Source organism: Virgisporangium aliadipatigenens, assembly GCF_016863615.1.
GTDB lineage: Bacteria > Actinomycetota > Actinomycetes > Mycobacteriales > Micromonosporaceae > Virgisporangium > Virgisporangium aliadipatigenens.
The window spans coordinates 409,159-422,679 of the sequence record NZ_BOPF01000004.1 but is presented as its reverse complement, the minus strand read 5'-3'; the positions used below and the strand labels follow the sequence as shown (position 1 = coordinate 422,679).

Sequence of the window (13,521 nt, the reverse complement as noted above, 5' to 3'; positions counted from 1 at the left end):
GCCGGTCGGCCGGGCACAGCCCGCAAACCTTTTCGCATCATTACGTTTGCGGCCATGAGCAGCCGGGCCTGTCGGCGGTGGGGACTCCGGCAGCTTAAGTCGCCCTTTTGACGTGCAATCCCGGTGTGCGCGAACCCGGACCGGATAGCGCGAGCTTTGAGCGCGGCCGAACGGGTGTGAACTCACTGAGCTCAAGTAAAAACAACAGCACTGGGCTCACACACGTCCCAGTGAACTCACACCCGTACGGCGTCAAGGCGCTCGGGCGGGCGGTGATGTAGCGGCTGGACGCGGACCCGGCAAGCGGAGCGGTCGATCACGCCGAAGGCGGAGCGACCCGGAGCGGGCTCGGCGGGAGCGACGGTCCGCACCACGGCGGACCGTCGCAATGAGGCAGTTAGATTTTCAGCTCTTCCCGGGGCTCGGCGGGAATCGACGGCGTGACCTCGGTGAAGGGGTCGTGCGGGCGGTGCAGGCCACCGAGCGACACCACCTCGCGCCGCAGGAACAGCGCCAGCGTCCAGTCCACCACCACGCGCACCTTGCGGTTGAAGCTCGGGATCCGGCTCATGTGGTACGTGCGGTGCATCAGCCAGGCGAGGATGCCGGTCAGCTTGATCCCGTACACCTGCGCGACGCCCTTGTGCAGGCCCAGGCTGGCGACCGAACCGACGTGCTTGTGCGCGTAATCCTTGCCCCGGCGACCGCGAATGGTGGCCACGATGTTGTCGGCCATCCGGGCCGCCTGCCGGACGGCGTGCTGCGCGCTCGGCGAGCAGAGCGCACCCGGCGTCTCCGACGTGAGGTCCGGCACCGCCGAGCAGTCGCCCGCGCTCCACGCGCCCTCGACGATCGCGCCGTCCGGGCCGACGATGTGCAGCTGCGCGTCGCAGGTGAGCCGGCCGCGTTCGTCCCGGGGCAGGTCGGTCTGGTTGAGCATCGGGCTCGGCTTCACGCCGGCGGTCCACACGATCGTGTCCGCCTTGAACTCGTCGCCGTCGGACAGCCGCACCAGACCGTCCACACAGGACTCCAGGCGGGTATCGAGACGGATGTCCATGTTCCGCTTGAGCAGCACCTGGACCGTGTAGGCCCCCATGTCGGGGTCGACCTCGGGCAGGACCCGGCGGGTCGCCTCGACCAGCACCCAGCGCATGTCCGAGTGCTTCAGCTCCGGGTAGTAGCGCAGCGCGTCGTGCGCCATGTCCTCCATCTCGGCCAGCGCCTCGATGCCGGCATAGCCGCCACCCACGAAGACGAACGTGAGGGCGTTGCGGCGCACGTCCGGGTCCGTCGTGGCCGCTGCCACGTCGAGCCGCTCGAGAACGTGGTTACGCAGGTAGATGGCCTCGCCGATGGTCTTGAAGCCGACGGCGTGCTCGCGCAGGCCCGGGATCGGCAGGGTCCGGGACACGCTGCCCGGCACCACGACGATGTGGTCGTACGGCACCTCGCGCGCCGGCCCGACGATCGGCTGCACGGTCGCCACCTTGCGGGCGTGCTCGATCCTCGTGACCTCGCCGGCGAGAACGTTCGCCTTCTTCAACTCGCGACGGAGCGGCACGACGGAGTGCCGCGGGGAGATGTTGCCCGCCGATGCCTCCGGCAGGAACGGCTGGTACGTCATGTGCGGCTGCGGATCGACAACCGTCACCTCGGCCTCGTGAGACTTGATCTTCTTGGTCAGGCGAAGTGCGGCGTACAGGCCGACGTGCCCGGCTCCGACCACGAGAATGCGTTGCTTGCTCACGGGGCCATGTTCACGGCGGTGGGAGGCGTGATCGCGACCACGTCCCACGAATGTCATGGGCGTCTCAGTAAGTTTGAACCCATGACGCGGCTCAGCAAGGGGCAGAACATCCCGCTCATGGCGCGCACCGTCCGGGCGGTGATCGGCTTCGAGAGCGGCGCGGGCGTGCCGGACGTGGACGTTTCCGCGCTTTTGCTGGGCGAGAACCACCGCGTGCGCAGCGACGACGACTTCGTCTTCTACAACCAGCCGGCCCACGACAGCGGTGCGGTGAAGCTCACGACCGCGGACACCGTGATAGTCGACACGCGCGCCGTGCCCGACGACGTACAGCGGGTGATGATCGGCGGCTCCGCCGACGGGGGGCCGTTCAGCGCGGTGCCGGGGTTGCACCTGCGCATCCTCGACGACAGCAACGGCGCCGAACTCGCGCGGTTCGACATCACCGACGCCACCACGGAGACGGCGTTCCTCTTCGGCGAGGTGTACCGGCGCGGCGACCAGTGGAAGCTGCGGGCGGTCGGGCAGGGGTTCGACAACGGGCTGCACGGGCTGGCCACCACGCACGGCGTCGGGGTCGAGGAGGACGAGACCCCGCCGGCACCGGTCACCGCGCCCGCCTCCCCGGCCACCGGTACGGCCCCGCCGCAGACCGCCCTCGCGCCGGACGAGATCCCCGACCTGGGCGAACTGCCGCCGCCTCCGGTGCCGGGCGCGCCGCTGGCGCCGCCGCCGGTGGACCTCGACGGCGACGACGAGGAGGAGTGGGAGCCGCCGGGCGACTGGGACCCGGCGGGCGGTGCGGCCATCTGGGACGTGCCGCAGAGCGGGGGTGGGGCGGGGCCGAGTTTCACGATGCCGTCCGACGGGCCGTCGGGGTCCTCGCCGTTGGCGCCGCCCTCCTCCTCGCCGCCTTCCTCATCGACGTCTTCCTCCTCTGCCTCCTCCTCGCGGCCCGGTCCCGTCTCCGGGTCGGCGTCGGTCACCGGGTCCGCTTCCGTTTCCGGGTCGGCGTCGGTCGGTGGGGGGCGGCATGCGCGGCGTGAGGCGGAGCCTGCGTCCGGGTCGGCGTCCGCGTCTTCGTCGGCGGGCGGTGGGTTTACGTTGCCCTCGGGGGCGGGTGGGCCTTCCGCGGGCGGCGGGGCCTCCCCGGCCTCGGCGGGCGGCGGATCATCGGCGGCCTCCGGACCGTCGGGGTCCTCAGGGGTCTCGGGCCCGGCGGGGGCATCAGCTCCGGCGGGGGCGTCGGGGGCGGCTGGCGGGCCTAGTCCGAGTTACACGTTGCCGTCGGTCACGCCGCATCCGTACTACAACCCGCAGGAGCCGGACTTCCCCGCGAGCGCGCCGCCGGCGAGCGGGCCGCCGGCCAGTTCGCCGCCGTACAGTGCGCCGCCCGCCAGCGGACCGCCGATGTCGGCACCGGTGTCGGCCGCGCCCATGTCCACCCCGCCGGCCCCGCCGATGGCGCCCTACATGCCGCCGCCCGGGCCGCAGCCCCAGCAGGGTGCGCCGTACCAGCCCGGGCCGCACCAGCAGCAACGCCCGCCGCACCTGCCGCCCACCCGCACCATGCCCGTGCAGAACCCGGCCGGCGGCTATCCGCCCGCCCCGAATCCCACGCGGGCCATGCCCACCCAGACGCACCACATCCCGGTGCCGATCCATCCGGCCAAGCAGCAACAGCTCGCCCGGATGGAACAGCGTGCCGCCCAGGCCCCGCACCTGCTCGCACTCTCCCGCCGGGCGGCCGTCGGGCTGGACAAGCGCGGCCTCGGCGGCCAACCCGCACGGGTCGCGCTCTGCCTCGACATCTCCGCGTCGATGAGCGGGCTCTACCGTTCCGGGAAGGTGCAGGGGGTGGCCGAACGGGTTCTCGCCCTCGCGCTGCGCATCGCCGACTCCGAGCAGGTCGACGTCTTCCTGTACGGCGCGAACGCCTACCCGGCCGGCCAGCTCGGCCTGCACAACGCCGGGATGTTCCTGTCCCAGGCGCTGCGCCAGCACCCGCTGGAGGGCGGCACGATGTACGGCTCCGCGATGCGGCTCGTGCGCCGGCACTTCTTCGGGTTCGAGGGGCCGCGGCAGCAGCCGTTCGGGGCGCCGCAGCCGGTGTACGTGATGTTCCTGACCGACGGGGCCACCTACGACCAGAGCGTGGCCGTCGACCAGCTGCGCCACAGCGGGTTCGAGCCGGTGTTCTGGCAGTTCATGGCCATCGGGGACACGCCGCGTGCGGTCGACGCGCGGGGGCGGCAGCGGGCGTTCCACGCGCAGGGCCAGCGCAGCGACTTCTCGTTCCTGGAGAACCTGGACAGCCTCTCCGGGCGGTTCATCGACAACTCCGCCTTCTTCGCCGTCAACGACCCGGCGAACCTGCCCGACGACCTGCTCTACGACCTGATGCTGACCGAATGGCCGCGCTGGCTCGGCCGGGCCCGGCAGGCCGGTCTTCTTCCGCCGAGGTAGGCGCACAGCGAAGGGGCGGACCGTGACCGGTCCGCCCCTTCGCTTCCTACCCCCCAGTGCGCAGCTTCCGCGGGCTCAGATGGCCCAGTCGTTCGTCTTCCACGCGCCCGCCGCCCAGAACCGGCCCGACCAGCTGCCGGCGGCCCAGTAGCGCCCGGCCCAGTAGCGGCCGTCCCAGTCGGACTCCGAGTACCACGGGTTGCTCGACCAGCTCTTGCCCGGCCACACGCCCGAGGCCCAGGTGCGGGACGCCCACGAGGTACCGGTCCAGCCGTCGCCTGCCATCCGGCGGCCCATCCAGACGCCGCCGACCCAGGACTTCTGCGTCGCGCTCTTGGCCGCCCACTCCTTGCTGCTGAGCGGGCCGAAGAGGTCGCGTTCGCCCTTGAGCTCCACGCCGTTGTCGGTCAGGTGGCTGCTGCCGCGGGACTTCTCGATCGAACCGGTGCCGGTGCCCCACTGGTTCCACCACTGCGTGTGGGCGAAGAAGCTGGGCTCGTAGAACGCCTTGCCGAGGTTGAGCTCCCGGACGCCGACGTTGTAGATGTTGCCGCCGCGCAGCCGGTCACCAGAGTCCTTGAGAACGTCCTTCACCTGGTCCGGCGTGAGGTTCGGGCGCTTCTGCAGCAGCAGCGCCACGGCACCGGCCGTGACGGCGGTCGCCTGCGAGGTGCCGCTGCCGCGGAAGAGGCGTTCGCCCACGCGGGCCGTCGGGTACTTGGTGTCGATGTACGACCCCGGGTTACGCAGCGACACGATGGACTCGCCCGGTGCGACCAGGTCCACCTTGCGGCCCAGCCCCCAGCTCGAGAACGTCGACACGTCGTCGTCCTTGCGGGTGCTGGTGCCGTCGTTGGAGACCGAGCCGACCGTGAGCACGTACGGGTCAGCGGCCGGGTTGGTCAGCTTCCGGGTCTTCGAACCCTGGTTGCCGGCCGCCACGACGACGACGATGCCGTTCTTCCACGCCTGCTCGACGGCGTAGGTCAGCGGGTCCACCCGCGCGTCCTGGCTGCTGTCGGTGCCGTACGCCAGGGTGATCACGCGGATCGGGTTGGCCGGGTCGTCGTTCTTGTGGGCGACGACCCAGTCGACCGCGGCCATCACCTGGGTGACGTCGACCGCGCCGTTGGAGCTGGCGACCTTCAGCGAGGTCAGCTTCGCCTTCGGGGCGATGCCGACGTACCCGGCCTCCGGGTCGTTGCCGACGATGATGCCGGCGAGGTGCGTGCCGTGGCCGTAGCCGTCCAGGTAGCGCAGGTTGGGCACCTGCGACTCGACGGAGAGGTCCGGGCCGTTGACGATCTGGTCCGCCGGCAGGCCGGGCACCGGCACGACGCCGGTGTCGATCAGCGCCACGCCGACGCCGCGGCCGTCGATGCCCTTGGCCGGGGCTTCGGCGGCGTTGATCGCCGCGAGCACCTGCGACACGGGCGTCGTCGTCGGCCCGACGCTCCACTGCGGAGCGGGCTCGGTCGGCTTGGCCGTGGCCGGGTTGGCCATGGCGACCGCGCCGCCGCCGATGGTGAGGGCCAGCGCCGTCATGGTCCAGCGCTTCAGCCAGGACCGGGTGGTCTGGGGGGAGTTAGACACCGGACCTCCTTCCGTGGGGATCTCTCCGGTGCGGTGAGACCACGGTTGCCGATCCGAAACCCCGTGTCACCGGGCTGCAACCCCAAAAACCGCTTCGGAGCCCGCGTCCGCCGCACCGCCTGACATCAGGCGGCGGAGTTCGGAAAAACTTCCGGCCAGTCCCCTCAAGTGCCGCCCGGCCGTGCCGAACAGACCTCTCCTAGCGCCGTCGCACGGCGTACGCCACGACCCCCACGACGGCCACCGTCAGGGCCAGGCCGACGAGCGTGGCGGCGAAGTAGGTGTGCGGCTCGGTCCGGTTCAACAGGAAAAGGCCGCCGGCGGAGAGCACGGTCGCGACGACCACCGTGCCCAGCGACCGCAGCAGCCAGCGCAGCACCACGACGGGCGGCACCACCGCGTCGTACGGCAGCACCGCCGCGAGCGCCGCGGTGCTGTGCACCAGATACAGCGCGGCGGCGAGCGCGAACAGCCGGGTCAGGCTGGCGTTGGCGTCGTAGAGCGTGGTGGCGGCCAGCCAGGCCAGCGTGGTCAGGATGTAGAACCCGCTGACGAACCCGGTCCGCGGCCACAGCGTCGGCAGCAGCGCGATCAGCATCAACGCCAGCACCGGCGCACCCGCGAGGGCCTGCGGCGGATAGGCGAGCGCCTGCGCGATCAGCCCGAACAGGAAGATCGCGCCGCGCACCACCAGGGGCCAGCCGGTGGCGCGGGAGACCATCCGCTTGGCGCGGTCCACCCGGTCCGAGGCGCCCTTGCGGATCAGCACCAGCTCCGGCCGGACGGTGCCCTCCCGCTCGCCCGCCGGCTCCGCCTTCGCGGCGCTCATCTGTTGCCCGCGCAAACGGCGAGCCGACGCCAGATGGCGCGACCTTCCCTCGTCACTCCGGTCGCTCCGCTCCCTGCGCTCCTCAGTCCAGGCCGCACCGCGCCGACCCGCCGCGCGCTCATCGGGCGCCCGCCCGCGGGCCCGAGGCGAGCCGCGCGGCGTCCCGCAGCACCTGGTCCAGGCTGCCCGCGCCGGCCCACGTCACTACCGGAACGCCGTGCTCGCCGAGCTGGCCCAGCAGGTTCTGCCGCTCCAGGCCCCACAGCCGGTACGCCGACTCCATCCACGGCGTCGCCGGCAACGGCACCTTCAGGCTGCCCAGCGTGTCCAGCGCGATGACGATCCGGCCGGAACGCACCAGCCGCGCCAGCATCTCCGCCGTGCGCGGGTCGACCAGCGGCGTCAGCACGATCACCAGCGCGTGACTCGGGATCAGGTGCAGGTCGAACATGCCGATGCCGACCTCCTGCGCGGACTCGTTCGCCTTGATGTCGAGCAGCCACTGCAGGATCGTCAGGTACTGCCGCCGGCCGCTGCCCGAACGCAGGCGGCGCGCGCGGAAGCCGTACTCCAGCATCCCCACCCGGTCGCCCTGGCTCAGGTAGTGCTCGGCGATGCCGGCCGCGGCGCGCACCGTCGTGTCGAACACCGACGCGGCACCGCCCACCCCGCCGGAGCGCCCCGCCTCGTGCAGCACGTCGAGCAGCAGCACGACCTCGGCGTCCCGGTCGCTGAGCGTCGCCGCGACGTGCAGTTCGCGGGCACGCAGGGAGACCCGCCAGTCGATGCGCCGCAGCCGGTCGCCGGGGCCGAACATGCGCACACCGGCCAGTTCGCCGCCCTCGCCGGGTCGCCGTGAGCGGTGGATGCCGACCAGCCCGGCCGCCCGCGGCATCGCCTCGTCGGCCGCGAACGGGTCAGTGGCCGGATAGCCGTCCAGCAGCAGCGGAGCGGTCCGCACCGGCGCGCTGACCAGCAGCCCGTGGCAGGCGACGGCATGCGCGGTCACCGGCCCGACGGCGTGCCGGCCCCAGCGGCGCAGCGAGCCCTCCAGGTCGACGTCGACGAGTTCGCCCGGCTGGGTGCGGCTCACGTAGGGCCGGTCCCCGTGCCGAACCCGCACCCAGCGGCCGGTGCTCAGGCGCAGCAGCATCAGGTCGTAGCCGACCCGGTCCGGGTTGCCGGAGCCGAGGCGCACGCTCAGGGGCGTTCCCTCGATGGCTACCGGGTCGTCGATCGCGACCTCGACCAGCGGTGCCTCGGTGGGACGGCGGGCCAGGGCCAGTCCGGCGCCCACGGCGAGCGGGACCGCCAGGATGACCAGGTCGATCCGGCCGAAGAGCGCCGCGAGGATCAGCAGGACGCCGGTGAGCAGCACGGTCCGGCCCATCGCCTTGGTGGGCACCCAGGTCCGGTCCGGCGTCTCGCTCATGAGTGATCCGCTCCCCGCGCAAGCGCGGGCCGGCGCCCGGTGGCGCCGTCTTCCCTCGTCACTCCGGTCGCTGCGCTCATGAGTAGCGGGGCAGGGCGCCGCTGACCGGGGCGGGCGTCGAGTTGAGGACCTCGGCGACCACCGTCGCCGGTTCGACCCGTCGCAGCCACATCTCCGGGCGCAGCGTGATCCGGTGCGCCAACGCCGGGATCGCCACCGCCTTCACGTCCTCCGGCACCACGAAGTCCCGGCCGTCCAGCGCCGCCCAGGCCCGGGACAGCAGCAGCAGCGCGAGCGAACCACGCGGCGACGCCCCGACCAGCACCTGCGGGTGTGCCCGGGTGCCGGCCGCCAGCGCCACGATGTACTGGCCGATCGAGTCCTCGACGACCACGTCCTCCAGCGCCGCCTGCAACGCCAGCAGCGTCGGCCCGTCGACGACCGGCCGCAGCTCCGACTCCTCCCGACGGCGGGCCATCCGGCGGCGCAGCACCTCCCACTCCTCGTCCGGTTCGGGATAACCGAACGAAACCTTGAGCAGGAACCGGTCGAGCTGCGCCTCCGGCAGGGGGTACGTTCCCTCGTACTCGATCGGATTGGCCGTGGCGAGCACGTGGAACGGCGGTTCGAGCTGGTAGGTGGTGCCCTCGACGGAGACCTGCTTCTCCTGCATGGCCTCCAGCAGCGCCGCCTGGGTCTTCGGCGGCGTGCGGTTGATCTCGTCGGCCAGCAGCAGGTTGGTGAAGATCGGACCGGCGCGGAAGGTGAAGTCGTGGCTGCGCTGGTCGTACAGGAAGGAGCCGGTCACGTCGGCGGGCAGCAGGTCCGGGGTGAACTGCAGGCGCCGGAAGCCGATCCCCAGCGCCTGCGCGAACGAGCGCGCGGTCAGCGTCTTGCCCAGCCCCGGCAGGTCCTCCAGGAGCACGTTGCCGCCGGCGAGGATGCCGGCGAGCACCAGTTCGAGCGGGCCCCGCTTACCGACAACGACGGTGCCCACCGCGTCGAGCACCTGCTGTCCGAGTGCCCCCACGTCGCGAGGGTTCATCTTTTAGATCTTCTCCATCTCGGCAACGAGTGCCGCCAGTTCGGCGGGTTTGGGGCCGCGCTTTACCCGTTCGGTCAGAAACGTCCACAGTGGATCGCCAAGTATCGCGCGCGCCTTCTCCGGCTGTTCGGCGACGCTGACGCCGTGTTTCTGGCGCAGGCGTTCGGCGACGAGCTCACCGAGCCGGGGACGGACCGCGGAGGCGAACCGGACGTGGTCGCGTTCGGTCCAGGCGAAGCGCTGCTCCCACCGGCGCACCGCCCGCAGCACGCCGTCGATCTGCACGGCCGGCTCGTCCGACTCCACGACCCCCCACGCCGAACTGCGCAGCGTGTCCGCCTGCCGGTCGGGGATGTCGAGGCTCTTGATGACCCGGCGCAGCAGCATGATCGCCCAGATGCCGGCCGTCAGGATCACCACCGGCAGTACCAGCGTGAAGACGCGCATCACCGCGTACAGGGCACCGGCGATGACGGCCGCGGTCACCAGGTCCGTGAGGACGCCCGGCACGGTGCGCCGGCGCGGGCGGGCCGGGGCCACCTCCTCGTTGTCGACGAAGAGCTGGTCGAGGCTGACCTTCTCGACCGGTGCCCGGCTCACAGCGGCCCGCTCAGCGTCCGGGGCGCGCCCACGGCGCCGCCTTCCCTCGTCGCTCCGGTCGCTCCGCTCCCTACACTCCTCAGTCCAGGCGACACCGCGCGCCCCTCCCGCTCGCTCACTGGGCACTCGCCGAGACGGCCGGGCCGGTCAGTTCGGCGCGCAGCTGGCGCAGGGCCGAGATCGCCGTCTGGCGCATCCGGTCGTCGACCGGGCCGATGCTGTACCGCGCCTGCCGGTACACCCACGCGAACCGGTCCAGCACGTCGCGGCTCACCGCCTGGGTGGACAGCAGCCGGATCACGTAGTCGCCCGGCGCGTCGGAGGGCTCGCGTGGCGTTCCGGCCTCGGAGGCGGCCTGCTCCATGCGCACCCAGCAGGCGATGACGGCGGCGCGGGCGTCGGAGTCGCCGTCGGCCAGCGCCGCGAGGCCCGCGTCGACGGCCGCGGCCACCTCGGCGTGCACGGCCGGTGGCGGCGGCGCCCCCGGCTCGACCCGGATCGGCCGGCCCTTCGCCTGGATCGTGTCGCGCAGCACGAACCACAGCAGGTAGCCGAGCAGCAGCGCGGTGACGAGCGCGCAGGCGACCCCGAGCACGCCGTTGACCCAGCCGGGGATCTCGATCTGAATGGTCTGCGGCTCGGGTGCGGCGCTCGGCGGGGTGAGGAAGCTCGGCTCCGCGCCCGGGCTGACGGCCGGCGGCGGCTGGCTCTGCTCCGTGCCCGGCAGGTCCCGCACGTCGAACTGGGGCTCGCTGTAGGCGGCCGCGAACAGTGCCGCCGCGAGCAGGGCCGCGACGGCCAGCAACGGAAGCCAGCGGCGCACTATCGCGGATCCTCCGTCAACTGTCGGCGGCGAGATCAATCGCCCGGGACAATACTTCGTCAAGCATCGCGGGCGTGAGGCGGCCGGTAAAGGTGTTCTGCTGACTCACGTGGTAACAACCCAGCAGGGTCGGCACCTCTGACCCACCCGTCCAGTGTGCCCCGTGACCGAACGCGGGGCGTGGACTGACCCGCACTCCGTACACGTGGCGCAGCGCCGGCCAGAACGCGTTCCACGCGAAGCCGCCCAGCGCGACGACGACCCGCAGCGTCGGGCGGATCAGCTCCAGCTCGCGGTGCAGCCAGGGTGCGCACGTGTCGCGTTCCCCCGGAGTGGGTTTGTTGTCCGGCGGCGCGCAGCGCACGGCGGCGAAGATGCGCGTGTCGGTCAGGGTGAGACCGTCGTCGCGGCTGACGCTCGTGGGCTGGTTGGCGAGCCCGGCCCGGTGCAGCGCGGCGAAGAGCACGTCGCCGGAGCGGTCGCCGGTGAAGATCCGGCCGGTCCGGTTGCCGCCGTGCGCGGCCGGCGCCAGCCCGAGGATGCCGATGCGGGCGTCGCCCGGACCGAACCCCGGGACCGGTCGGCCCCAGTAGGTCCAGTCGCGAAACGACGCCCGCTTCGTGACGGCGACGTCCTCGCGCCACTCGACGAGCCGCGGGCAGGCGAAGCAGTCGGCGACGGCTGCGTCCAGCGCGGGCAGGTCGGGCAGCTGTGGTGCGGTGTCAGGCGAGGCGGGAACGGAAGAACTCCAGGGTGCGGGCCCAGGCCACGCGGCTGGCGTCGCCGTCGAAGACCTCGGGCCGGTCGTCGTTGAAGAAGGCGTGTCGGGTGCCGGGGTAGTCGTGGATCTGGACCTTCCCGCCGGATTCCTCGATGGAACGCTTCGCCTGCTGAATGCCGGGCGCCGACGAGGTGCCGTCCTCCTCGGAGCAGTGGATCAGCGCGGCCTTGCCGGCGTAGTTGCTCCACTGTGGACCCATCCGCTCCCACGGCACCGCCGGGTAGAAGCCGGCCGTGGCGACGATCCGTTCGGAGAACGTCGCCGACCACAGCGCGAGGCTGCCGCCCATGCAGAACCCGACGGAGCCGACCTGACCGTGGACCGCGTCGAGGCCGGTGAGGTACTCGGCGGCGCCGGCGATGTCCTTCGCCGCCTGGTCCATCGCGAGGCCCATCATCAGCTTGCCCGCCGCGTCGGGCTCGGAGGTGTGGTGGCCGTGGTAAAGATCCGGTGCCAGCGCGGCGAACCCGGCCTCGGCGAACCGGTCCGCCAGCTCCCGGATGTGCGGGACGAGGCCCCACCACTCCTGGATCACGACGACTGCCGCACCGTTGGCCCCGGAGGCCGGTAACGACAGGTATCCCTCGCTGGTTCCTCCGTTGCTGGCGTAGCTGACGATGTCGCCCATCCGGCCACTCCTCTGTCAGTCGACGATGGCTGCCAACGGTGCGGATAGGTAACCATGCTGACCGTACTGAGCGGTAGGGATACACGGCGTGGCATTGACCCCTGAGCCTGTCTCGTGGGTCACGTCGAGCCGCGGCATCTGATTCCGCCGCAGGCCGGCGTGGTCCACGTGACAGGCCCAAGTTTTTCGGGAGAACGCCACGCCGTCGCGCCGGCGTGCTACGCCCTACTGCGCCTTGAGGCAGAGGACGGTCCCCTTCTTGCCCTCCGGGCCGATCCAGAACACCGTGTCGGCGTCCTTGTAGGCGGCGCACACGTTGTTGTCGGTCTCCGCCTCCGACTGCGTCTTGCCGGACACCTTGCCGGCGACGACGTAGGTGGCGGCGCTGTCGCCGCAGTCGACCAGTTCGAGGTCGGCCGCCTTGAACTTGTCCGACGTGCCGTCGGCGACCTCGCCCTTGAGGCAGTCCCCCTGCTTGGCGTCGGCCAGCGCGTCCCCGCCCAGGAGCCGCGGCACGACCACGACGCCGCCGATGCAGCACAGCAGCAGCAGCGCGCCGACGACCGCCACGACGATCTTCACCTTGTTGCCCCGGCCCGCGGGCGGGGTCATCGGCGGCAGCGGCGCACCCGGCGCGGCCCCGAACGGCTGCTGCGCGTTGGGGTCGTACCCGGGCTGGAAGCCGGGCTGCTGGAACCCGGGCTGCGCGTTGGGGTCGTAGCCGGGCTGGAACCCGGGCTGCTGGTACCCCGGCTGTGCGTTGGGGTCGTAGCCCGGCTGCGCGTTGGGGTCGTACCCGCCCGGCGGCGGGAAGCTCGCGCCCTGCGGCGGGAACGGCCCACCGGACGGCGGCACCGGCCCACCGGACGTGGGCGGCGGGAAGCCACCCCCGGAGGACGGCGGCGGCGGAAAGCCTCCGGCGGCGCCCGGGGGCGGATATGCTCCGCCCGACGTGGGCGCCGGGGGCGGGAAAGGACCGCCGGGCGGGTAGCCCTCGCCGGGCGGCGTGGAATTCTGGTCAGACAAGGGGCCCTCCGGGGCTTTTCATGTAGATCAGTGCTCACGGTATCGGTCGTGGGTCGATCGCGTTGCACCCACTCCAACATCCCGCTTCAGGTGGCCTGGACCACGACGGTTACCGTGACGCCGTGGCCGAACTGCTGAACCGCCTCGCCGCGCATCCCGGCCTGTACCGCGGGCGCGGCGACGGCCTGGAAAGCGGCCCGTTCATGGCCCGGATCCAGGTGACCCCGGTGGTGCGGGGCCGGGCCGTGGTGCTCGACTACGAATCGTTCAGCGACTCCAAGGGGCTGCAGCACGTCGAGCACACGGTGCTCGCGGCCGGGGAGAGCGGACGGCTGGAGCTGCACGTCACCTGCCTGGAACTGCCGGGCGTGGTGCGTTTCCTGGAGTCGCGGCCGGGCGTGTTCAACTCGTACGACGGGCCGCTGAAGGCGCGGATCCTGATGACGGTGCCGTCGGACGGGGAGCTCACCTACGGCTGGTGGTGGTCGCGCGACGACTCCGAGCCGCGCGAGCAGTCCCGGGCCGAGGTCCGCCGCACGGGCTGAGTC

12 protein-coding genes are annotated in these 13,521 nt (G+C 72.1%); 2 read left to right on the top strand and 10 right to left on the bottom strand.

All coding sequences use genetic code 11. The features are described from left to right. Window positions 1-397: 397 nt before the first annotated feature. Window positions 398-1,750: an NAD(P)/FAD-dependent oxidoreductase gene (locus tag Val02_RS08550; RefSeq protein ID WP_203898359.1), complete on the bottom strand. Its 1,353-nt coding sequence runs from the start codon at window positions 1,748-1,750 to the stop codon at window positions 398-400. Window positions 1,751-1,831: 81 nt separating this feature from the next. On the opposite strand from Val02_RS08550, the gene Val02_RS08545 reads away from it, so the two are divergent. Then, entirely contained in the window at window positions 1,832-4,216 is a 2,385-nt protein-coding gene (locus Val02_RS08545) for a VWA domain-containing protein (protein WP_203898358.1), read from the top strand. Between the two features lie 75 nt (window positions 4,217-4,291). On the opposite strand, the gene Val02_RS08540 is transcribed toward Val02_RS08545, so the two are convergent. The 9 genes from Val02_RS08540 to Val02_RS08500 all read right to left on the bottom strand — a co-directional run bounded on the left by Val02_RS08540 (window position 4,292) and on the right by Val02_RS08500 (window position 12,802). Then, entirely contained in the window at window positions 4,292-5,809 is a 1,518-nt protein-coding gene (locus Val02_RS08540) for a S8 family serine peptidase (protein WP_203898357.1), read from the bottom strand. A 199-nt stretch (window positions 5,810-6,008) separates the two neighbouring features. After that, window positions 6,009-6,638, bottom strand: a complete 630-nt coding sequence (locus tag Val02_RS08535) for a hypothetical protein (protein WP_203898356.1) — start codon at window positions 6,636-6,638, stop codon at window positions 6,009-6,011. 118 nt (window positions 6,639-6,756) lie between these two features. After that, window positions 6,757-8,070 (bottom strand): DUF58 domain-containing protein, encoded by a 1,314-nt coding sequence (locus tag Val02_RS08530; RefSeq protein ID WP_203898355.1) that lies wholly within the window; start codon window positions 8,068-8,070, stop codon window positions 6,757-6,759. Window positions 8,071-8,146: 76 nt separating this feature from the next. Continuing rightward, window positions 8,147-9,115 (bottom strand): AAA family ATPase, encoded by a 969-nt coding sequence (locus tag Val02_RS08525; RefSeq protein WP_203898354.1) that lies wholly within the window; start codon window positions 9,113-9,115, stop codon window positions 8,147-8,149. Window positions 9,116-9,118: 3 nt separating this feature from the next. Beyond that, window positions 9,119-9,715 carry a hypothetical protein gene (locus Val02_RS08520; protein WP_203898353.1) on the bottom strand — a complete coding sequence of 199 codons (597 nt, stop codon included), beginning with the start codon at window positions 9,713-9,715 and terminating at the stop codon, window positions 9,119-9,121. 115 nt (window positions 9,716-9,830) lie between these two features. Beyond that, the gene (locus Val02_RS08515; protein WP_203898352.1) at window positions 9,831-10,538 is read right to left on the bottom strand and encodes a DUF4129 domain-containing protein; all 708 of its coding nucleotides are present in this window, start codon (window positions 10,536-10,538) and stop codon (window positions 9,831-9,833) included. Window positions 10,539-10,554: 16 nt separating this feature from the next. Continuing rightward, on the bottom strand, window positions 10,555-11,247 hold the full coding sequence (locus Val02_RS08510) for a uracil-DNA glycosylase (RefSeq protein WP_203898433.1): 693 nt from the start codon (window positions 11,245-11,247) through the stop codon (window positions 10,555-10,557). Between the two features lie 13 nt (window positions 11,248-11,260). Then, window positions 11,261-11,947 carry a dienelactone hydrolase family protein gene (locus Val02_RS08505; RefSeq protein ID WP_203898351.1) on the bottom strand — a complete coding sequence of 229 codons (687 nt, stop codon included), beginning with the start codon at window positions 11,945-11,947 and terminating at the stop codon, window positions 11,261-11,263. Window positions 11,948-12,172: 225 nt separating this feature from the next. Continuing rightward, complete coding sequence (locus Val02_RS08500) at window positions 12,173-12,802, bottom strand: LppU/SCO3897 family protein (protein WP_203898350.1); 630 nt, start codon at window positions 12,800-12,802, stop codon at window positions 12,173-12,175. 293 nt (window positions 12,803-13,095) lie between these two features. Here Val02_RS08500 and Val02_RS08495 point away from each other — a divergent pair, with 293 nt between their 5' ends. After that, window positions 13,096-13,518: a hypothetical protein gene (locus tag Val02_RS08495; protein ID WP_203898349.1), complete on the top strand. Its 423-nt coding sequence runs from the start codon at window positions 13,096-13,098 to the stop codon at window positions 13,516-13,518. Window positions 13,519-13,521: the final 3 nt, after the last annotated feature.

Bases quoted from the DNA above. Each gene is read 5' to 3' on its own strand.
- Val02_RS08545 (WP_203898358.1), top strand. From the start codon at position 1,832: ATGACGCGGCTCAGCAAGGGGCAGAACATCCCGCTCATGGCGCGCACC.
- Val02_RS08535 (WP_203898356.1), bottom strand. From the start codon at position 6,638: ATGAGCGCCGCGAAGGCGGAGCCGGCGGGCGAGCGGGAGGGCACCGTC.
- Val02_RS08530 (WP_203898355.1), bottom strand. From the start codon at position 8,070: ATGAGCGAGACGCCGGACCGGACCTGGGTGCCCACCAAGGCGATGGGC.
- Val02_RS08525 (WP_203898354.1), bottom strand. From the start codon at position 9,115: ATGAACCCTCGCGACGTGGGGGCACTCGGACAGCAGGTGCTCGACGCG.
- Val02_RS08505 (WP_203898351.1), bottom strand. From the start codon at position 11,947: ATGGGCGACATCGTCAGCTACGCCAGCAACGGAGGAACCAGCGAGGGA.